This is a genomic window from Candidatus Zixiibacteriota bacterium, from assembly GCA_040752595.1.
Lineage (GTDB): Bacteria > Zixibacteria > MSB-5A5 > WJJR01 > WJJR01 > JACQFV01.
The window spans coordinates 1-20,966 of record JBFMGX010000033.1; the positions used below are offsets into that span (position 1 = coordinate 1).

The 20,966-nt window shown below is 60.7% G+C and carries 21 protein-coding genes; 3 read left to right on the plus strand and 18 right to left on the minus strand.

The window, feature by feature from the left end; genetic code table 11:
* Window positions 1-211: 211 nt before the first annotated feature.
* The gene (locus AB1792_08825) at window positions 212-826 is read right to left on the minus strand and encodes a hypothetical protein (protein MEW5702316.1); all 615 of its coding nucleotides are present in this window, start codon (window positions 824-826) and stop codon (window positions 212-214) included.
* Window positions 827-863: 37 nt separating this feature from the next.
* Entirely contained in the window at window positions 864-1,700 is an 837-nt protein-coding gene (locus AB1792_08830) for a hypothetical protein (GenBank protein MEW5702317.1), read from the minus strand.
* A gap of 548 nt (window positions 1,701-2,248) precedes the next feature.
* Here AB1792_08830 and AB1792_08835 point away from each other — a divergent pair.
* Window positions 2,249-2,455, plus strand: a complete 207-nt coding sequence (locus tag AB1792_08835) for a twin-arginine translocase TatA/TatE family subunit (GenBank protein ID MEW5702318.1) — start codon at window positions 2,249-2,251, stop codon at window positions 2,453-2,455.
* 139 nt (window positions 2,456-2,594) lie between these two features.
* On the opposite strand, the gene AB1792_08840 is transcribed toward AB1792_08835, so the two are convergent.
* From AB1792_08840 to AB1792_08905, 14 genes are all read right to left on the minus strand, one after another.
* Entirely contained in the window at window positions 2,595-3,227 is a 633-nt protein-coding gene (locus AB1792_08840) for an SCO family protein (protein MEW5702319.1), read from the minus strand.
* Window positions 3,217-4,158, minus strand: coding sequence for a COX15/CtaA family protein (locus AB1792_08845; GenBank protein MEW5702320.1), 942 nt, complete (start codon window positions 4,156-4,158; stop codon window positions 3,217-3,219). The genes AB1792_08840 and AB1792_08845 overlap by 11 nt, the downstream gene beginning before the upstream one ends.
* 107 nt (window positions 4,159-4,265) lie before the next feature.
* A complete protein-coding gene (locus AB1792_08850; GenBank protein MEW5702321.1) occupies window positions 4,266-4,688 on the minus strand; it encodes a cytochrome C oxidase subunit IV family protein in 423 nt (140 codons plus the stop codon).
* A gap of 4 nt (window positions 4,689-4,692) precedes the next feature.
* On the minus strand, window positions 4,693-5,340 hold the full coding sequence (locus tag AB1792_08855; protein MEW5702322.1) for a cytochrome c oxidase subunit 3 family protein: 648 nt from the start codon (window positions 5,338-5,340) through the stop codon (window positions 4,693-4,695).
* Window positions 5,337-6,971 carry a cytochrome c oxidase subunit I gene (ctaD, locus tag AB1792_08860; protein ID MEW5702323.1) on the minus strand — a complete coding sequence of 545 codons (1,635 nt, stop codon included), beginning with the start codon at window positions 6,969-6,971 and terminating at the stop codon, window positions 5,337-5,339. The genes AB1792_08855 and ctaD overlap by 4 nt, the downstream gene beginning before the upstream one ends.
* Window positions 6,946-7,926, minus strand: coding sequence for a cytochrome c oxidase subunit II (gene coxB, locus AB1792_08865; protein ID MEW5702324.1), 981 nt, complete (start codon window positions 7,924-7,926; stop codon window positions 6,946-6,948). Before coxB ends, ctaD begins: the two co-directional genes overlap by 26 nt.
* A 20-nt stretch (window positions 7,927-7,946) precedes the next feature.
* Window positions 7,947-8,792 (minus strand): SCO family protein, encoded by an 846-nt coding sequence (locus tag AB1792_08870; GenBank protein ID MEW5702325.1) that lies wholly within the window; start codon window positions 8,790-8,792, stop codon window positions 7,947-7,949.
* A complete protein-coding gene (locus AB1792_08875; GenBank protein MEW5702326.1) occupies window positions 8,789-9,154 on the minus strand; it encodes a hypothetical protein in 366 nt (121 codons plus the stop codon). Before AB1792_08875 ends, AB1792_08870 begins: the two co-directional genes overlap by 4 nt.
* Window positions 9,155-9,259: 105 nt before the next feature.
* Window positions 9,260-10,444, minus strand: coding sequence for a hypothetical protein (locus AB1792_08880; protein ID MEW5702327.1), 1,185 nt, complete (start codon window positions 10,442-10,444; stop codon window positions 9,260-9,262).
* Window positions 10,445-10,452: 8 nt separating this feature from the next.
* On the minus strand, window positions 10,453-11,085 hold the full coding sequence (locus tag AB1792_08885) for a cytochrome c (GenBank protein MEW5702328.1): 633 nt from the start codon (window positions 11,083-11,085) through the stop codon (window positions 10,453-10,455).
* 7 nt (window positions 11,086-11,092) lie between these two features.
* On the minus strand, window positions 11,093-11,632 hold the full coding sequence (locus AB1792_08890) for a DUF3341 domain-containing protein (protein ID MEW5702329.1): 540 nt from the start codon (window positions 11,630-11,632) through the stop codon (window positions 11,093-11,095).
* Entirely contained in the window at window positions 11,632-13,032 is a 1,401-nt protein-coding gene (gene nrfD, locus AB1792_08895; protein ID MEW5702330.1) for an NrfD/PsrC family molybdoenzyme membrane anchor subunit, read from the minus strand. Before nrfD ends, AB1792_08890 begins: the two co-directional genes overlap by 1 nt.
* 66 nt (window positions 13,033-13,098) lie before the next feature.
* The gene (locus tag AB1792_08900; protein MEW5702331.1) at window positions 13,099-16,068 is read right to left on the minus strand and encodes a TAT-variant-translocated molybdopterin oxidoreductase; all 2,970 of its coding nucleotides are present in this window, start codon (window positions 16,066-16,068) and stop codon (window positions 13,099-13,101) included.
* Complete coding sequence (locus tag AB1792_08905) at window positions 16,056-16,703, minus strand: cytochrome c3 family protein (GenBank protein ID MEW5702332.1); 648 nt, start codon at window positions 16,701-16,703, stop codon at window positions 16,056-16,058. Before AB1792_08905 ends, AB1792_08900 begins: the two co-directional genes overlap by 13 nt.
* A gap of 540 nt (window positions 16,704-17,243) precedes the next feature.
* Here AB1792_08905 and AB1792_08910 point away from each other — a divergent pair.
* Window positions 17,244-17,501 carry a glycogen-binding domain-containing protein gene (locus tag AB1792_08910; GenBank protein ID MEW5702333.1) on the plus strand — a complete coding sequence of 86 codons (258 nt, stop codon included), beginning with the start codon at window positions 17,244-17,246 and terminating at the stop codon, window positions 17,499-17,501.
* Window positions 17,502-17,673: 172 nt separating this feature from the next.
* Window positions 17,674-18,606: an HDOD domain-containing protein gene (locus AB1792_08915; protein MEW5702334.1), complete on the plus strand. Its 933-nt coding sequence runs from the start codon at window positions 17,674-17,676 to the stop codon at window positions 18,604-18,606.
* 115 nt (window positions 18,607-18,721) lie between these two features.
* Here AB1792_08915 and AB1792_08920 read toward each other — a convergent pair whose 3' ends face one another.
* Both AB1792_08920 and AB1792_08925 read right to left on the minus strand, forming a co-directional pair.
* Window positions 18,722-19,840, minus strand: a complete 1,119-nt coding sequence (locus AB1792_08920) for an ABC transporter permease (protein MEW5702335.1) — start codon at window positions 19,838-19,840, stop codon at window positions 18,722-18,724.
* The gene (locus tag AB1792_08925) at window positions 19,837-20,961 is read right to left on the minus strand and encodes an ABC transporter permease (GenBank protein ID MEW5702336.1); all 1,125 of its coding nucleotides are present in this window, start codon (window positions 20,959-20,961) and stop codon (window positions 19,837-19,839) included. Before AB1792_08925 ends, AB1792_08920 begins: the two co-directional genes overlap by 4 nt.
* Window positions 20,962-20,966: the final 5 nt, after the last annotated feature.

A 20,966-nucleotide genomic window follows, 5' to 3' on the forward strand; every position in this document is an offset into this window, starting at 1 on the left:
ACTCAGCGGCGTCCCATGATCCTCGTCCATACATCCGTCCTCCGTCCCCTAATCTGGCCCGGAGAACCGACGCAAACCATCAACTTTTAGATGCTAAATCTGTCCGACTGGAGCTGAAACAGGACACACGTCCACCCGCCCCGTTGAGAGAAGATCATGCCCCGATCCCATAGTCGGGTGATCGATCGAATTCCATCGGCCCGACGTGAGGCTAGAAACGTGGTTCAAGACCGACCTTCTCACGAATGCTCCAGCTGGCGTCTATAGCCAGCTCGACATGCGGGTGGACTGCAATCTGCACCGAATGGCAGTAGAGGATGAACGTGAGTTGAATCGATGCATGCTTGGGAATGTGCGAGATGATAAAGTCCTCAGCAGCTGTCGATGACTCTGGCCTATTTGTAATGGCAATGGACGCACGAAGCTCATCCGGAATCGCTCGTGTAACCGGCATGAGATCGAGGAAGCAGTCCGTGCAGTCTTGACAATACAGGTCAGGCAAGACATATAGCCTAAGAGAGTCCACTGTGACGTCCCCGTCATTTTCGATGACAACACCATATCGAAAGTAGCTGCCTATGCTCAATGTCGAATCGCGACATGTGACGTACGGACAACATCTTCTGTCGCTCCGCCCCGCGATCGCGAGCAGGTTTTCTGTAGTTGCCTGTCCGTAGACAACAGACCTCCTTGAAGTCACTACACTCCTGAACCACTGCGTGTAGGAGAGAGTTATGACAAGCAGGATGAATCCGCCGATCACGGTCCCGATCACCATCAGCAGCACCTTCGCCGCACGTGACTCACTGCCTCCTTTGCCATCCATGCTCTTGACCCCGCAATCGGACGAGCCCTATGTGCTGCTAGCTTGCGGCAGCTGTCCCGGGTTGCGACGAAGCGTCTTTCAAGAAGATGATGCCATAGATGGCGGCGCAAATCGAACAGACGAACTTCGCCATCATCAGTGTCAGGAAATAGACACTAGCAGGCTCCACGAACCGCGAGATCAGATAGGAGGGCTGCACCCATCCCTTGGTCGACATAGGTATCAGGAGCCAGACTAACTGAAGCAAACCCCATAGACTGAAGCAAATGAGGGTCACGAAGCGGAGGAGAACCACACCGGCCCTAGGTATGCTTGTCACAGGCTCCTTCCAAGTGCCAAAGGCAAGGCCTACTCCGATTGCCGCAACGGCAGCAGCAAGCACATCGACGACTTGCATCAGAAACGCGAGAATGTCGCTGTTCGATGCAACTGCTGTAATTGTGGCTGCGATCACGGCTCCCACGAACCCGAGGCTGGCGGACGACCATTCTTTTGTGAAGTGGGTTTCAGGGTACTTCTTGATCAAATACCAGGCACGGATCAAGAAATAGGTACTGGTGAGCGAAATGACAGAATCAGCGAGATACCAAATATCGGACACTCGGAGTATGCGAGCAGCCGTTATTTCGACAGGGAGCTGGGTAGAGTACTTCGCAATTACATATGTGACCACTGCCAATAATATTCTACCAAGGTACGACAGTCCCATAAACGCCCAACAGAAAGCGAGACTCTTCAGGAATCGGGCTCCGCGCAGTTGCCTCATCTGATAGAGGAAGAGTAGAAGAGAGAAACAGATCAGGACGATATGCACTACGTCAGTGGCCATCGAGAATAGCACGTGGCCTATGTCACTTGCCCTGCTGATATCCACTGACACCTCCTTGCAAGACGAGAGCCGTACCAGCAGTCCACCCCGAGGCTATCACACTGAAACGAAAGGATGCAATCTTGGATCCGATGGAGCAAGGAGAAAGTTGCTAAAGATAGCCACTGGCTACGTCGGTACGTCCCTTCTCCACCGGCTCCAAGACACCACGACCGGGGCAAGACACTGCAATCCAAGGGGATAGGGCGCTACCCATCCTCAAGCTTTGCGCTCGCGCCGACACGGGCTTAACCCCCAGGACACCGGCTTACTCACTCGATCGTGGATCACGTCGAAGCGTCTCAGTCCTGCCTCGGTCTGTCCGCTTGCTACGCTGTTGCTTCCGTGGCTGGTCTCTATGGCTCGACCGTCTGAACGACGGCGTCTATGGCGTGAGCGATCCTTGCGCCGCCGGAACGCTACTCTGCCCGGCCTACATCGCCGGGGTCATAAGTTCTTGCCATCCCGGGTATTTCGTCGTATAGAGTGGCATACGCGACGGCGCCGTTCTCGATGAGCCGTCCAACGGATTCGACGGGGAAAGGACAGCAACCATGTTCGGCTTGGGAACCCAGGAGCTCCTGCTCATCCTGCTGGTCATCGTCCTGTTGTTCGGGGCGCGCAAGATTCCGGAGATCGCGCGTGGGCTGGGGCGCAGCATCGGTGAATTCAAGAAGGGCATGCGCGACTCCAACGAACCCGAGCCGCCGGACGATTCGCCGAAGAACCAACCGCCCTCGTCACCCCCGGCCGGTCAGTAGCCGCAGTCGGCCCCCGTCACGGACGGTCGCACATGCGGCTAATACCGTCGACGGCAGACGCTGTCATTTGGTTTGACAGCACGAACTCCCGTTTGCCGAGTCACGGGGCGGGCTACCGACTGCTCCAAAGTGGAACATCTCAGGAAGGCGAAGCCGGACGGCGACGCCGCAGACTGCCGGACAGCGCCATAAGATGGTATTGGAGCAACAGTTGGCTGTCATCGGCGTCACTGGCGTAGTACCCGCGAATCTGCCCTGCCGCATCGACCAACACGAACTTGCTGCTATGCCCTGCGGGCGGTTCATCCAACGGCAGCATGAATCCCTTTTCGCTCAGTTGGATGACCTCATCGATGGGACCACGAAGAAAGAGCCAACGATTGTCGGTCACGCCCTGGCGCTCGGCATATGCCCGCAGCACGGGTAGCGAATCATAGTCGGGATCGACCGAGATCGAGACAAACTGGATCTCCCGATGCTGGGCGAACTGGCGATACAAACGCGACATGCGGCCGGACATGATCGGACAGATGCCGGGGCAGCGGGTGAAGATGAAGTCGACCACGCTGATTTTACCCATCAGATCACGACGGCCGAACGTTTCCCCCGAACGTTCCGTGAAGGTGAACTCGGGAACCTGTCCCAAGACCGGCAGCGCCAAACGGGACCGATTGGACAGATGGATCGCATACGCTCCGATCATGGCGATCACCAAAAGCCCGGCCAGCGCCAGTATCACGATGCGCCCGGACACACGCTGTTCAGGCGGCATGAGCGTCCTCCCGACTGCGCGCGCCGGCAAACTGCACGACCAGGAGCGCACCGATGTAGAGACTTGATATCCACAAGTGGAACACCTGCAGTGCGGCTGGGAGTCCCACGGCGACAAGCAAAAAGCCGATGAGCACCTGGATGGCAGAGAGAGCCGCCAAAGCGCGAGCACCATAAGTCAGTAGCCGCGTCTTCGTCCGCGCCCAACGCAAAATAACCACCGAAACATATCCACTGGCCACTACGATCAATATCCCCAGCACAAGGTGCCAGATCCGAACCGCTCCGACTTGCGCCAAGACGTCCAGGCCGGTGAATGCCGGATGCGCCTTCTGGAGCTCTCCCACGTCCGATCGCACTTGCGTCCCCAGCCCGATGGCGACAATCGACAGGGCCCACAGCAGTCCCAACCACCGTCGCAGCCCCCGAGTGGGACCGCCTGTTTCAACCGCACCGGCCCGCCCTTCATGATGCGATTCGAGTGTCGCATAGAGCAGGAGACTGACAATGACAAACGCCAGCACCATGTGAATCGTCACCACAAACGGAGCCAACTGCGAACCGACGACTCTTCCACCCTGCCATCCCTGGATGGCCACCAGCAGGAGCGCCACCAGAACCGGATAGAGGATCCGGGGACGATGGCGCGCCCTTTGAATCGACCGGATGGCGCTGATCAGAATCAGGACGCCGATCGTGACGCCGATCAGGCGGTTGACGTACTCCATCCAGGCCAGCGTGATGTTGAACTGAGCGGGGTCGAAGTCCGACGGCACCTGACCGATGTCGGTCGGAGGAATCCAACGCCCGAAGCACTTCGGCCAGTCGGGACATCCCAATCCTGCCCCAGACACCCGCACCAAGCCGCCGACAAAGATGAGCAGGTAGGTCGCGGCCGTCGTCGCCACCAACCAGCGTCGCAATCCTGTCACGATAGCACCTCCACGATGCCCCCGGCCGTCAGCGCCTCCATCTGTGGTGCCTCATTTCACAAGGTCGGGGCGACAGTATTCCTCGTTCTTGACTCACGTTCGTGATCTCAATGTCCGACGGCGGGAGGGACCGCTGAGTCGGCCGCATGCCCCGACGAATGCGAACTGTCCGCCGGAGTCCCGTAGATTGCCGCCGGTGCATGAATCGGCGCGGCCACCTCGCGGTAGAGATCGCCGCGCCGCATCGTATCGATCATGGAGAATCCGATGAACAGCGCCAGGAACAGGACGCCGACCAGAAACAGGACGAAGTAGAACTTGTGGTCATAGTACAGATGCATGAAGAAGAACGCCACCAGGGACGCCTTGATGGCGGCGATCGTCAGGGCCACGACCAGGTTCCACGTGCCCAGGTGCACCTGGGATACCAGCACAGTGACGACGGTCAACAACAACAAAAGCCCGCCGACTGTCAGATAGACGCGCAGCGGCGTCACATGTGTCGAATCTGCGGAAGAAGTGGATGACATGACTCTACCCGATCAGGTACAACAATGGAAACAGGAAAATCCAGATCATGTCCACGAGGTGCCAGTACAACCCCGCCAACTCCACCGGTGTGTAGTAGACATGAGAGTACGCGCCCCGCGCGGTCCGGACCATGACCCACCCGATCACGCCCATGCCGACCAGAACATGCAGCCCATGCAGTCCGGTCATCATAAAGTAGATGCTGAAGAAGATGTGGGGATTGGTTCCCGGCACACCGGTGAAATGGTAGTACTTCCCAGGCAACTGCCCAAGATGAATCTTGTGGCTGTATTCAAAATACTTGATCACCAGGAACACCGAAGCCAGAAGCAACGTCGCCAACAGCAGACCGACCGCCGGTCGCCGTCGATCCCGCTGGAGGCTGCGGATCGCCAACGCCATCGTGACCGAGGACGTGATCAACACCACGGTGTTGATGCCCCCCATCAGGACGTCGAGCGCCTTGTGGGCGTTGTAGAACATCTCGGGATACCAGGCGCGGTAGACGGCATAGGCGCAAAACAACCCGCCAAACAGGAGAATCTCCGTCACGAGAAACAGCCACATGCCGAGCTTGGCCGACTCGTGCTGCTGCCGGGGATCGGCAAAGTGGTGCTGCAGGAAGGCCGGATGATCGGCGGCGACGCTCATCGGGCTCCGGTCCCGTGCCGCGCCAGGGTGCTGGCGGCGGTCATCTGGTCGTAGTCGTAGGGGCCGTGGGTGATCTGGGGCGTCACGGCGAAGTTCTCCGTGGGCGGTGGCGATGTCGTGGTCCACTCCAGCGACAGCGACCCCCAGGGATTGTCGCCCGGAATGGCGCCATGGGAGAACGAGCGGATCAGGTAGGCCGCCATGATCAGGAAGCCGATGGTCATCACCCAGGAACCAACGGTCGAAGTCGCATGGAGCGAATGATACTCGGGTATGTAGTCGAAGTAGCGCCGGGGCATCCCCTGCGAACCGAGCACGAACTGCGGGAAAAACGTCAGATTGAAGCCGACGAAGATGATGATGGCTGCGATCCGACCCCAGAACTCGCTGTACATGCGCCCGAACATCTTCGGCCACCAGTAGTGAACCCCCCCCAGAAGCGCCATGACCGTTCCACCCACCATCACATAGTGGAAATGGGCCACCACGAAGTACGTGTCGTGCAGATGGACGTCTACCGACAATGTCCCCAGGAAGATCCCCGTCAACCCGCCGACCGTGAACGTGCACAGGAACGAAAGCGCATAGAGCATCGGCGTCGTGAAGCTGATCTGGCCCTTGTACATCGTCGCCAGCCAGTTGAAGATCTTGATCCCGGACGGTATCGCCACCAAGAAGGTCAGCGCCGAGAACACCATCGAGGCGAGCTCCGATTGGCCGGAGACGAACATGTGGTGTCCCCAGACGAGAAATCCCAACAGTGCGATCGCCACCGAGGAGAAGGCGATGAAGCGGTAGCCGAAGATCGTCTTGCGCGAGAACGTCGAGATCAGCTCCGAGATGATCCCCATTCCCGGCAGGATCATGATGTACACGGCCGGATGCGAATAGAACCAGAAGAAGTGCTGATACAGGACCGGATCGCCGCCCATGGCGGGGTCGAAAATCCCGATGCCGAAGAGCCGCTCCAGAATCAGAAGCACCAGCGTGATCCCCAGGACGGGCGTGGCCAGAATCTGAATCACCGCCGTGGCGTACAGCGCCCATACCATCAACGGCATGCGGAACCAGGTCATCCCCGGCGCCCGGAGCTTGTGCACGGTGACGATGAAATTCAGCCCGGTCAGTATCGACGAGAACCCGAGGATGAACGCCCCCAGCGTCATGGCGGTCACCGTGGTCGTCGACTGCGTGCTGTACGGCGTGTAGAAGGTCCACCCGGTATCCACCGCTCCGGCAAAGATCGAGTACAATGCCACCACCGTGCCGACCACGTAGATGTACCAGCTTGCCAGATTCAAACGGGGGAAGGCGACGTCCTTGGCGCCGATCAACAACGGCAGTACGAAGTTGCCTAACGCGGCCGGGATCGACGGGATGATGAACAGGAAGATCATCACCGCCCCGTGCAGCGTGAAGATCTTGTTGTAGGTGTCCGGTGTAAACAGCGTTGGTCCGGGACGCAACAACTCCAGGCGGATCATCAACGCCAGCACGCCGCCGATGACAAAGGCCGTCATGATACCGATCAGGTACAGCACACCGATGCGTTTGTGGTCGCGTGTGAGCAGCCAGGACTTCAGGCCCGATGGCTCCCTCAGGTAGCTATGGACGGGGGGCTGGTTGTCCATCGTCCTCCTTCGTCGGCGACAGCGATTTAATGTAGGCGATCAGGGCATCCATCTCATGGGTTTTGATCAGTCCCTGGAAGGTCGGCATGATCGGCTGGTATCCGGCGACGACTTTGGCGCGCGGATCCAGAATCGATTCGCGCAGGTAGTTCTCGTCGACGATCACCCGTCCTCCGCCGGTCATCTCGACGTCATGACCGTACAGATTCCGGAATGTGGGACCGTTCATGGCGCGCCCGTCGTTGCTGTGACAACTGTTGCAGGTCTTGGAGACATATAACTTGGCGCCAAAGTCCACCGCGCTCATTCCCGTTCCCGAGGCCGACGTGCTCTCGAGCCACTGTTGGTACTCCCGGTCACTGACGACGCGGACGGTGCCGATCATCGCGGAGTGCTTGGTCCCGCAGTACTCCGCGCAGAAGAGGTGGTGGTTGCCCGGTCGGGGCGCCTCAAACCAGGTGATCGTGTAACGGTTGGGCAGAGCGTCACGCTTGATGCGAAAGTCCGGTACATAGAAGCTGTGGATCACATCCTGGGACGACAACAGAAGCTTGATCGGCTTCCCGGCCGGAACAACGAGCTCGTTGATCGACGTCGCGCCCTCAGGGTAGGCGAATGACCAGAACCACTTCTGCCCGGTGACCCGGACCTCCAGTGCGTCCTTCGGCACGACGCTCTGCTTCAAGTAGCCACGAAATCCCCAGACGAAGACAATGCCCACAAGGATCAGAGGAATCGTGATCCAGGTCATCTCGAGCGCCGTGTTGTGCGAGATCCCCGGCGTCAGGACCTGCGGTCCCCGGCGGCGGTAACGAACCGCGAACACAATGACCATGGTCATGATCAGAACGAAGAACGCGATCGCCACATACACGAGAAAATTGAACAACGCGTCGACCTCGGGAGCGACCGTCGAGCCGCCGGGAGGAAGGAACAATGTGCGCGTGGTATCCATTCGTGTGCGTGGTCAATGCCTCAGGAGACTGCGGCCGGCCCGGCCCGGTGATGCAGCCGATCGCGCACCCAGAGGGCGACCAAAAAGGCCACCAGCGCCACCATCGTCAGGAGACCGCCCAAGCGCATGACATTCCCGGCGAAGAGAACATATCCCTTGGCCGCCGGATCGTAGTGGAAACAATAGAGGATGATACGATCGATCGTGCTGCCGATCTTCCCTTCCGAGGCCTCCAGCAGCCCCAAGCGCAAGTCGCGCTCCTTGTATTCAATGCCGTACAGATAGCGGGAAACGACACCGTCGCCCGTCAGGATCATGACGACGGCGGGATGTGCATACTGCCGGCTCTTTTCGTCCCAGAAGTACTTGAAGCCAACAGCATCGGCCAGAGCCCGCGACTGGCCTGCGGCACCGACCAGAAACGCCCAACCGTCCGGGTTGGACGCCCGCGGCAGGTAGGACATATACCGTTTCTTGCGGGCGGCGGCCTGTTCGACCGTTTCCAGAGGATCGATGCTGACGGTGATCATCTGGAACTCGCCGCCCGGTCGCCATGACAACGCCTGCACACCATTGGTCAGACCGTCCAGCACGATGGAGCACAACATCGGGCAGTTGGAGTACGCCAAGGTCAGGATCACCGGGCGATCGGCGGTGAAGTAGCGCCGCAATGTGACCGGATCCCCGCGGTCATCGGTGAAGACCAGGTCGAGTGGAATCGTGTCCCCCAGATGCTCGACGACATCGATCCGTTGCAACTCGGGGACATTTTCCAGGACCTGCTGGGCGACCCCCGTCCGGGGAATCGTGAGCGCCGCCACGGCCGGGAGGATGAGTGCGATGACTCTGAAGCGCGGGAACATCATGGGTGGCTCCTCCCTACGGCGCGTATCCGATACGCTTCATCCGCCACCAACTCCATCGCGCGCTCAATCGGTATGCGGTACTGTCCCAGCGTGGTATCGACCACTCCGTATGATTGCAAGACGCCCTCTTCGTGTGCGCGCAGTTCGCGCAGCGCCGCCGACTCGGGTGCCAGGACCATTTGCTGGATGTCCTCTTCAGATGTGCTCACGAAGAGTTGAAACAGTCCCACCAAGACAAGCGCCAGAACGACCGCGGCGGTGACGGTCACCGCCAGGAGTCGGCCGACGGAGACATCGCGCTTCTCATATCCGCCGGCACCGTGCTCGTGCCGCTGTCGTTCCTCGTGGTCCTGCGCGCTCATCCTGCTACCCGTGCCACCCTAACATGATCCGGCGCGATTTGTTTCTGTCGGCGGCTCCCGACGAATCGACTGTCCGTGCGCTTCTATCGTTTGCCGACATTTGGGTCAATGACTGTCCGATCGCGACGATGCGTCCAAACGCGGATCACCGAGCGGCACGAGCGGATGCCGCGCCAGCCGGCGCCAGAACAGACCGCAGAAGACGCCGCCGATGCCGAGCATGGCCACCGGATCCATCCACGACAACACCGCCCCCTCATGCTGCAGAGAGGGCAATACCAACCAAAAGAGATCCACCCAGTGAATCACCAGCAACCAGAGGCCGATCGCCATCAGGAACGACGGCCGCCGCTTCATCATCTTGGGCATCAGAAGCACAAAGGGTATGACAAAATGCCCGAACACCAGAAGCAGACTGACCGTTTTCCAAGATCCAGTCCAGCGCTCCGCGAACCAGACCGTCTCCTCGGGAATATTGGCATACCAGATCAGCATATACTGGGAAAACGCCATGTAGGCCCAGAAGATCGTGAAGGCGAAGATCAACTTCCCAAGATCATGATAGTGCTCGACCGTCACGATATCCGCCAGGAGGCCGCGCCGTTTCAGCGCCATGACGCTCAACGTCAGGAAGCACAGGGCCGCCATCACCGACCCGGCGAACACATAGGCGCCGAAGATCGTCGAGTACCAATGGGCATCAAGCGACATCAGCCAATCAAAGGCGGCAAACGACACAGTGAAGGCAAACAGAACCATCCCCACCGCCGACAGACGCCTCATGCGCGCACGGCGCGCCTCGTCGTAGCCGCTGTCTTCGTCCAACGACCACTTGTACAACCGGTAGGACAGTAAGAACCAGATGATGAAATACAACAGCGTCCGCGCGATGAAGAAGGCGGCATTCAAATAGACCGAACGGTGTTGGAGAATGTGATCGGCCGCGACCGCCTCGGGATCGCCCCAACGGTACAAGAGCGGGAGACCGAAGGCGATTGGGATGAAAAACACCGCCATGAGCGGCAGTGAGAACATCACCGTCTCCGTGATGCGCCGCAGCACGATGCTCCACTGCGAACCGATCAAGTGATGCAGCATCACGAAGAACAGCGCACCCAGACCGATCGACACCCAGAACACGTATGCCGTCAGGTAGGCCTGCAGGAATCGGGGCGCATCGAGGGCCATGCCGACGCCGCACAGCACCAGCCCCACGAAACCCAGAAGGAGTGCCCGTCGACCCGGCACGGGCATATCGGGGAGGTGATAGGCTCTCGGCTCCAAAGGCATGGATCGACTCACTTCAACGATCCCCGCTTCTCCGGCGGGATGTCTTCCAACGTGGCATTCTGGCTGCGTTGCAGCGCCCGCAGATAGGCAATGATTGCCCAACGGTCGGTCACCGGGATCTGCGCGCTATACGACGGCATGTTGCGTATGCCGTTGGTGATCACGTCAAAGATCACGCCGTCGGCCATGTTACGGATGCGGTCGTCATGGAAACTCGGCGGCGGGACATATCCGCGCGTCACCATGATCCCGCGCCCGTCGCCGACACGCCCGTGGCACGGCGCGCAGTAGATGTTGAATCGCTCCTGCCCCCGGTGCAACAGCGGCATCGTCACCGGTTCCGGCGAAGCGGCGGGGTCACCGTGGACATCAAAACCGGTGTAGAAGACAATGTTCTCATGCAGCGCACCGCGCGCCACAGTTCCGGCGGGGGGATGACGCATCGCGGCGCTGTCGGCGAAGAACCGGCTGGCGCCGTAGGCCTTGTATTTCTCCTGATCAACCATGTTCGGATTGAGATGGATCGGGGGCTTCTCCGAGGGTTGCCCCTGGCAGCCGACCGCGAGAGCCACCAGCGCCGCGCCGACCACACCTCCGCCGGCCTTCCGGGCGATTCTCAATGTCATGACCCGAATGCCCATGCCCATCTCAGTCGCTCAACAACTCCACGTGCGTCGCGCCGATGGAGCGCAGGAAGTCCGCCGTACGGTCGGCATCGAACAGACGATCGCCGACCTCAATCGAAACGAAAAAGCCATCATCGGAGACCTTCCGGAAACGCTCAGAGGAGAAGACCGCGTGATGGAGACGCGGCAATCGGTTGAAGTGCAGCATCCCAAGACCCGCCGCCAATGCCGCAAACAGTACGCCGAATCCGAAGGTGACCGGCACATACGCTTGGAAGCTGAAGTACGGTTTGCCGGAGATGAGAAACCGGTAATCGACAGTCGACGTCCACCATTGCAGGAGGATGGCACTCCCCACCCCGAGCATCGCCGCGCCCCCGACGACCCACCCCAATGGCGAGCGTCGCAGCCCCATCGCGTCGTCCATGCCGTGGATCGGAAAGGGCGAATGGCAATCAAATTCGCGGTATCCGGCCTCACGAACCCGCCGCGCCGCCGTCAGGAGAGCCGCCGGACTGTCGAGCTCTGCGAGCACGCCACGGATGGGATGCTTCTCAGCCATCAGGCGGACTCCGATGATGCCGCGACCGCGCCAGAACCATGGTGAGATCCGTGCACATTGGCCGCCGGAAGCACGCTCTTGACCTCGGCCATGGAGATCATGGGCAGAAAACGGATGAACAAGAGAAACAGGGTGAAGAACAGCCCGAATGACCCCACGAGCATCGAGACGTCGAAAATCGTCGGCTTGAAATACGCCCACATCGACGGCAGGAAGTCATTGGCCAGCGAGGACACGACAATAACGAAGCGCTCAAACCACATGCCGACATTGATCAGAATCGAAGCCACAAACATCACCGGGATGCTGGTTCTCCATCGACGGAACCAGAAGAACTGCGGCACCAGCACATTGCAGCTCACCATGATCCAGTACGCCCACGCATACGGACCGGTCGCACGATTGACGAAGGCGAAGATCTCGTAGATGTTGCCGGAATACCAGGCGATGAAGAACTCGGTGGCATAGGCATACCCCACCATCATCCCGGTGACCAGCATGATCTTGTTCATCCGCTCCAGGTGATTCACTGTGATGAAGTCTTCAAGGTGATACACCCGGCGCGCGATGATCGCCAGCGTGAGGACCATCGCAAATCCGGAGAAGATGGCGCCGGCCACGAAGTAGGGTGGAAAGATCGTCGTGTGCCAGCCGGGGAGGATCGAGACCGCAAAGTCGGTGGATACCACCGAATGCACCGAGAGCACGAGCGGCGTGGAGAGACCGGCGAGGAGGAGATACGCCAGCTCATAGTGACGCCATTGACGATTGCCACCCCGCCAGCCGATCGCGAGGACTCCGAAGATCAGCCGCCGCAGCTTCGTCTTCGCACGATCGCGCAATGTCGCCAGATCGGGGATCAGGCCGACAAACCAGAACAGCAGCGACACGGTGAAATACGTGCTCACGGCAAAGACATCCCATAACAGCGGGCTGCGCCAGTTGGGCCACATCGACATCTGGTTCGGCACCGGGAACATGTAGTAGGCCACCCAGACACGCCCGACATGAAAGGCCGGGAACATCAGGGCGCAGAGCACCGCGAACAAGGTCATCGCTTCCGCGAAGCGGTTAATGGATGTCCGCCAGCGCTGACGCATCAGGAACAGGATCGCCGATATCAGCGTCCCGGCGTGTCCGATCCCGACCCAGAAGACGAAGTTGACAATCGCCCAACCCCAACCGACCGGTACGTTGAGCCCCCAGATCCCGATCCCCGTCCACACCAGATGACCGATGGTCCCGACGAAAACGAGCAAGAGCGAGAAGGCCGCCGCAAAGACGATGTACCAGGCGCGCGGCGTCCGGCCCTCGACGAGGCGGCTGATCCGCTCGGTGACGGTCCCGAAGGTCTGGTTGCCCGCAATCAATGGGGCGTCCGCCGGATGCGGTGCCGCCATCTGGGGGACTCCATTGCTCACAGGCAATCCTCAATCGCGGACCGACGGTGTGTCATTCCAGACATACTATGCCAACTTCGGGTTGGGATTGCGCAGCTTGGCCAAGTACGACGTCCGCGGTTTGACGTTTAATTCCGCAAGGACTTCGTACCGCCGCTGTCGTCTTTTCATCTCCGACACCTTGCTGTTGGGATCGTTGACATCCCCGAAGACGATCGCCTGGGCGGGGCAGGCCTGCTGGCAGGCGGTCACAATCTCGCCGTCGACGATCGCCCGATCATGGTCTTTGGCGGTGATCCGGACCCGGCTGATGCGCTGCACGCAGTACGTGCACTTCTCCATGACGCCGCGAAAGCGCACGGTCACATCCGGGTTCATCGCCATCCGCTGGACTTCCGGCGTGTCCTTCGTGTAGTTGAAGAAGTTGAACCGGCGCACCTTATACGGGCAGTTGTTGGAGCAATAGCGCGTTCCGATGCAGCGGTTGTACGTCATCATGTTCAGACCGTCCTGGCTGTGCATTGTCGCCGCCACGGGGCAGACCTGTTCGCACGGGGCATTCTCGCAATGCTGGCAGGCCATCGGTTGGTGGACGACCTCCGGGTTGTTCTCATCACCGGAGAAGTAGCGATCGATCCGAATCCAGTGCATCTCCCGTCCGCGCGCGACCTGCTCCTTGCCGACAATGGGAATGTTGTTCTCACTCTGGCAGGCGACCGTGCAGGCACCGCACCCGGTGCAGGCGTTCAGGTCGATCGCCATGCCCCACTGATTGCCCTCATCGTAACTGTGCTCTTTCCAGAGAGACTTCAGTGGCGGGTGTTCGACGGCCTCCGCGGCGAAGTGAGGGTGAGCACGGAATTCTTCCAGTGTCGCCTCACGCACGATCGGCCGCCCCTCCATACTCCAGTGATTCTGCGTCGTCGCCACAGGATAGGTCCGCCCGGTCTTCGCGACTTGCGCCCGAATCACCCCGCCCACCGACGCGCTCCGCAAGGCAGCCACGTTCACACCAACACCAGTCCCCACGCGACCGCACGCTGTCCGTCCATATCCCAAGGTCAGCGAGATGCAGTTGTCCGCATGTCCGGGAATGATCCAGATCGGCAGATCCACTGAGTGTCCCGCCCGACTGATGGAGACGACATCCTGATTGGCCACCTGCAATCGGCGGGCCGACGCCGGGGACACGACCGCGGCGTTGTCCCATGTCAATTTCGTCACCGGATCCGGGAGCTCCTGCAGCCAGCCGTTGTTGGCGAAACGGCCGTCGTAGACGGTCGCTGACGGTGAGATCAAAAGCTCCAGCGACCCGTCATCGGCTGGCCCTGTCGCTTCGGAGGCCAAAGCCGATGTGAGCGCATCGCGATCCAGCGACGCGGCTACAGCAGGACTGCCGCTTCCCGGCAGCAGCCCATCGTGCAAGACACGATGCCATGCCGCGTCAAAGTCCGCAGGTGGTAGCAGGCGCTGCCAGGTGTCACGCACAAGATCATAGCCACGGCGATCCCGTCCGTCCACGAGTACTCTGGCCAGCTCAATCTCCGAGCGGCCGTTGAACAAGGGCTCAATCAGGGGCTGAATCACGCCGGCCGTGCCGTCGGCCGCACGCGCATCCCCCCAACTCTCCAGATAGTGCGCACGTGGAATATGCCATGTGCAATGCTGCGATGTCTCGTCCACATGAGGAGACAAGTGGATCGACTCGGCGACTTTCGTCAGGGCGTTGCCGAAATCCACATCCGCCGGGGCGGCGTACACGGGGTTTCCCCCAATTATTGCGAGCGTTTCGATTTCGCCATGCCTCATCGTACCGACCAGATCCATCAACTGTGAGTTTGATGGCAATATCACGTCGACAGGCTCGCGATACTCAACCGTCTGACCCACGTTGCCCAGGGCTTCATTGATGGCGTACACCAGGGCGTGGATGATCGGCGGCTGGCGACGCCCCGCCACGACGAGCGATCGGCCGCGATTCGACACCAGATCGTCGGCTACTGCTCCCAGCCACGCCCGGTCGAACCTGTCCGTTGCATTGCGTGACTCGCTCACTCCGGCCACGACGACGCCGCGCGTCGCCAGCTCAGCCGCCAGCGCTACGACGAAGGCCGTCATTCCGCCATCCGTCACACGCAGGCGATGATCAGCCATGGTGCCGGTGAGCGAATACCCTCCCTCGACAACGTACAACCGGTTCATCTCATCTTGGGGAGAACTGATGCGCCGGCCATCGGCGAATCCGGCCGTCGCCGCGATGCTCTCGCTCTCCGTCAGAAGAAAGTCGCCGGCCAGGGAGAGAATCACCCGGGCGCGATCATAATGGTAGTCCGGCCTCAAGTCCCGGCCCGTCGCCAGGGCAATGCCGGCATCGATATTCTCGTCCGACACCGGCTCAAAGGCGGCCCACCGTGCCTCCGGGAATTGGCGATGGAATTCCGCTTTCAGCGCCGCCAGCGTCGGCGACGTGGACGCTTCCGAGAGCACCGCCAGTCCCGCACCACCGCGCGTGCGGAAGTGGGCAAGGCGCGTCCGCCAGAAGACGACAAACTCATCCCAAGTACGCTCCGCGCCGCGTTCGAGGACACGCGACGACCGGTCGGGATCGTAGAGACTCAGAATCGAGGCCGAGAGAAGGGCATTGGTCCTCCCCCGTGTCGCCGGATGCAGCGAATTTCCCTCGATCTTCGTCGGCCGCCCCTCGCGGCTCTCAACGACGACCCCATAGGCGCTCGTCCCCAACGGCATCGTCGTCGCATAGAACTGCGGCACACCCGGCACCAGCTCCTCGGGCGGAATGACATAGGGGATGACCTTCTCGACCGGACGCCGGCACCCTGCCAACCCGGCCAAAGCCAGCGATGCCCCCATGAGATTCAGAAACCGCCGCCGCGAGATCGGATCGCTCAGCTCCGAGGCGCCCTCGGGGAACTCGCGCTCGACGAACCGGCGAAACTCCGGAGAGACTGCCCGCTCGTCCAGACTGCGCCAGTACGCCCTCCCGTTCACATGATCCCCGTGATCTAACGATGGCATGCGCTGCAATCCTCGGAAGGGGCGATCTTCTTCTCCACTTTCACCCGGGCCGCGTACTCGGCCTGATCGGCGGGCCGGGTCCAGCCCATCGTCGTGATCTCTTGCGGTCGCCGCAGTTGATCATCCGGGTGACGGTGACAGTCCAAACACCATCCCATGCTCTGCGGCTTCTTCTGCATCACCCGCTCCATCTGGGCGACGTTGCCGTGGCAACTCTCGCAGCCGATTCCGGCATGCAGGTGGATGCTGTGATCGAAGTACACGTAGTCCGGCAGATCATGCACGCGCACCCACTGCAGGGGCTTGCCCGAGGACCAACTCTCGCGCACGGCCAGCAGCTTCTCACTCTGCGTGCCGATCAACGTGTGGCAGTTCATACAGACCTTCGTCGGCGGAACGCCTGCCTTGGCGGAGACTTCCACGTTGTAGTGACAGTAGCGGCAATCCAGGCCCAGGTCGCCGGCATGCAGCTTGTGGCTGTATTCGACCGGCTGGCGAGGTCGATAGCCGACGTCGGTGTACCGGGGCGATCCGAAATGCCAAAAGAAGCCGACGACGATCACCAGCGCCCCAATCCCCGCCACCGCCAGGTAGACGGGCAAACGGTTGGTCCATTGCGGAAACTGCTGGCTCACTGGCGGCTCCGGCCCGATGCCATGGTGCTTTGCTTCCCGTGCGTCCGCGCGCCCAATGCCGGATCCGAAAGAACACCCAATTAGTCTCCCTTGCCGGCCGCAAGCGATGGAAGTTATGCCACCGCCCTACACGTGTCAAGCAGATGAGCGCAGGGGATTGAACAACAGCGCGAATGCCTTGGTGTCTCCGGCCTGAAGTCTCTGGTAAGCTGAACATGCTGTTGACGTTCATGTTCGCTCAGCGACTGCCGCGGCCACCCAGACGGCCGACTACCCCCACGAGGTTTTTTGCGTTGGCAAACGGAGGGGGCAGGAATATCTTCCCAGTCAGTGAGGGGCGATCAAGTGGCCGCGGTCGTGGCCCGGCAGAGCGCTCGTGAGGGTTTGGATATGGGAGGCCGCAGCAGACAGGACGCGAAGACGAACGCGCAATCCGGAAGAGGCCTTGGGAAGAATTCACAGAGTGCATCAGGCAGGAGAAACGCATCTCCCCGTCCGGCGCGGACCCGCAGACCGTCACCATCGCCTCGCACAGTCTCGGTGACATTTCGTCTCAGCGCCCCCGACGCTACAGACGTCACCATCGGCGGTTCATTCAGTAACTGGGCGTTGCGTCCATTGAAGCGTCGTCGTGACGGCATTTGGAGCGTGACGATCCGGCTTGCCCCGGGAACCTACGATTACAAGTTCCTCGTCGATGACCAGTGGGTCACCGATCCTGAAAACCCGCACACCGTCCCCGACCCCTTCGGCGGCCAGAACTCGCTTCGCACCGTCACCATCTCGGAAGAGCCGTAGACTCCTGACTCCTCCAATCCAGTGTGCCACGGACCCTAGTCCGTGACGACCCGTATCACCGAGATCGACGGCACACTGGCCCGCGCGTGGAACCTCCAAGTCTCCCTCCCTCAAGCCGCTCCATGATCGTGCCGATACGCAGATGGGGAGCCGATAACGGAGGCAACCAAAGATGCTGACGACCTCAGGGACTAAGTCACGGGTTCAGATGCAGGTACAGACTCAGACTCAGCAGCCGCTGCGCGAGAGAGTGATCGCCACCCTGGGCGAGTTCCTTCCCGCCCGGGCCGCCGTCATTCCCACCGTCATGCGCATGACCGGCAGCGGCAACGCCGGCGCCGCCGAACTGGCCCGCGTGCTATCCAAGGACCCTTCGCTGTCGGCCACTGTCCTGCGCCTGTCCAATTCCTCGTTCTATGGCCGCAAGGGTGCCGTGACCTCCCTGAACGAGGCGATCATGGTACTGGGCTTCTCCCTGTTGCGCTCGTTGGTGGTCGCCACATCCGTGTCGTCGCTCTTCCGCAAAGACGAAGAGCGCGGGCTGGAACAGGCGCTGTGGGATCATTCCATCGCGGTCGCCATCGGCGCCCGGATCATCTATGAACGGGTCGAGCCGCGCCGCGTCGAAGAGGCATTCCTCGCCGGTCTGCTACATGATCTGGCACAGCTTGTCCTGCTGCAAAAGTTCCCGGAAGAGTACATGCCGGCGCTCGATGAGATCAGTCGCGATCCCTTTGGTGAACGCGACATCGAACAGGAGTACTTCGGCTTCCACCATGCGGATCTGGGCGCCACGATGCTCCAACACTGGAACTTCCCGCCGCGCCTGGTGAAAGCCGTCCGCATGCACCACCATCCGACCGATCTGGAATCACCCGACGCCACCGATATCGTCGAGCCGGCATTGCTGTCGCTCACGCACGCAGTCTGCCTGGCCGACACATTGGCCAAGTCGCTGGGGTACTGGTTCTCCTCGCGCGCGGAGACCGATCTGGTTAACCTCCCCTCCACTCAGTTCTTCAATTTCACGCCCGAGACAATGGCCCACATTGCCGACGCGCTGGCAGCCCGTTTCAGCGAAGAGCAAAAGCTCTTCAACGGGTAATCTGATCCGTCATATGGAGAGAGTCCGACGCCACCTGTCTTCAGGTGGCGTTTCTTTCTTCAGCGCGGAAACGCGACGACTCGCGAGGATCCGTCAGGCGGCGCCTGCGACTTCCTCAGGCGATCGTCTTGCGGAAGCGGCGCGAAGCGACAGTGAGCACGAAGGCGCCGATCAAGGTCAATGCCAGAAACTGGAGCCAGAGCGCGCCGGCGCCCGCTCCTTTGAGGAAGACACCGCGCACGATCTCCAGATAGTGGCGCAATGGGTTGAGCAGCGTCAGCCACTGGAACGCCGAGGGCATACTCGACACGGGAAACATGAATCCCGACAGCAGGATCGTCGGCATGAAGATCAGGAACGTGACCATGAACGCCTCTTGCTGCGTGCTGGAGACGGTCGAGATCAGAAGTCCAATCCCGAGACCGGACAACAGGAAGGGCACGCTCGCCAAGAGCATGAGGGCCGCATTCCCCGCAAACGGGATCTTGAACCAGAGAACTGCGACCGTGATCACTGCAACGAAGTCAAACAGACCGAAGATGCCAAAGGGAATGGTCTTGCCGGCAATCAATTCCCCCGGCGACAATGGGCTGACCATCAGTTGTTCCAGCGTGCCGATCTCGCGTTCGCGGACGACCGCCAGCGAGGTCAACAGCAGACAGACCAGCATGATGATGACGCCCACGACGGCCGGGACATTGTAATTCCGGCTGGCCAGATCGGGATTGAACCACGGCCGCTCGCGCAGATCGATGCCTCCCATCGTTCCCTGACGCGCGATCCGCGCGGCATAGTCCTGCACGATCCGCTCGGCATAGCCCCGCGCGACAGTGGCCACATTGGAATTGGTGCCGTCCAAGAGTACCTGCACCTGGGCACCGCCGGCGCGGGTCAGGTCCCGGGCAAAGCCCGCAGGAATCTCCAGCCCCACCACGGCATCGGCGTGATCCAGCGCCCTGACCAGATCCGCCGGACGATCGGAGCGGCCGGTGACGCGAAAATACCCGGAGGCGGTGAGCGTCTCGATCAACTCCCGCGAGGCCTGTGTCCGGTCATGATCGACCACGAAGGTCTTCGTGTTCCGGACGTCGGTGGAAACGGCGTATCCGAAGACAATGAGCTGGACCATCGGCGCGAAGACGATCACACGCCAAAGTCGCGGGTCGCGCCGAATCTGCAGGAACTCCTTGCGCACCATCTCGAAGATGCGTCCGTAGCGAGCGCGGGGATTCACGCCAGTTCCTTCCGAAAGACACGGACGGCGAGGAAGAACCCGATGGCCGCAAATGCGATCATCAGCAGACCCTGGAGGAACAGGACATTGATCCCCACGCCTTTGAGAAAGAGGCCACGGGTCACGACCAGAAAGTACCGCGCCGGCACGATGAATGTGATCCCCCGCAACACCGTCGGCATGACATCGATGGCAAACATGAACCCGGACAGCAGATAGGCGGGGAGGAAGGTTGCCACCATCGCCATCTGTGTGGCCAACAACTGCGATTTGGCCACTGCCGAGATGAACATCCCCAATCCCAAGACACCGCAGAGGAAAAAGAACGACAGTATGAACATCAACAGCGGGCTGCCGCGGAAGGGAACGCCAAACAACAGGACGCCCAGAAACGAGCAGGCAACGACGTCGATCAAACCGATGATCAGGTAGGGGAGAAGCTTCCCCAGGACGATTTCGAGCCGCGACGCCGGTGTGGCCGCCAACTGCTCCATCGTGCCGCGTTCCCATTCACGCGCGATCGTCAGCGACGTCAGCATGGCGGCGATGATCATCATGATCACCGCCACGAGTCCGGGGACGATCATGTTCCGACTGGTAAGCTCCTCATTGTACCAGACGCGCGACTGCGCGGTCACGAGTGCCAGCGGTTGGACGCCGTGCAAGAGTATCTGCGCCGAGTAACACCGGACAATGGCCTCGGAATAGGCGAGGATGATCGTGGCCGTGTTGGCATCGCTGCCATCGACGATGGCCTGCAGCGGCGCCGCTCTCCCGGCGTCCAAGTCGGCAGCGAAGCCGACGGGAATCACCAACCCCAGTTGGATCCGTCCGCGGTCCAGGTCACCGCCGAGGTCCGCGGCGCGATCCGGACGTGCCACCAAGGAGAAATACCCGGATGCGAGAAATGCACCCACCAGCTCCCGGCTCCGCGCCGAATGGTCACAGTCGACAACGGCCAGGGGAATGTCATCGATGTCCCATGTGATCGCGTACCCGAACAGAATCAGCAACGCGACCGGAAGCAAAAAGGCCAGAATCAGACTTCGCGGATCGCGGCGCAACTGAATCGCCTCCTTGCGGGCGATCGCACCGAGACGCATGGCGTTGATCGGAGACACAGACA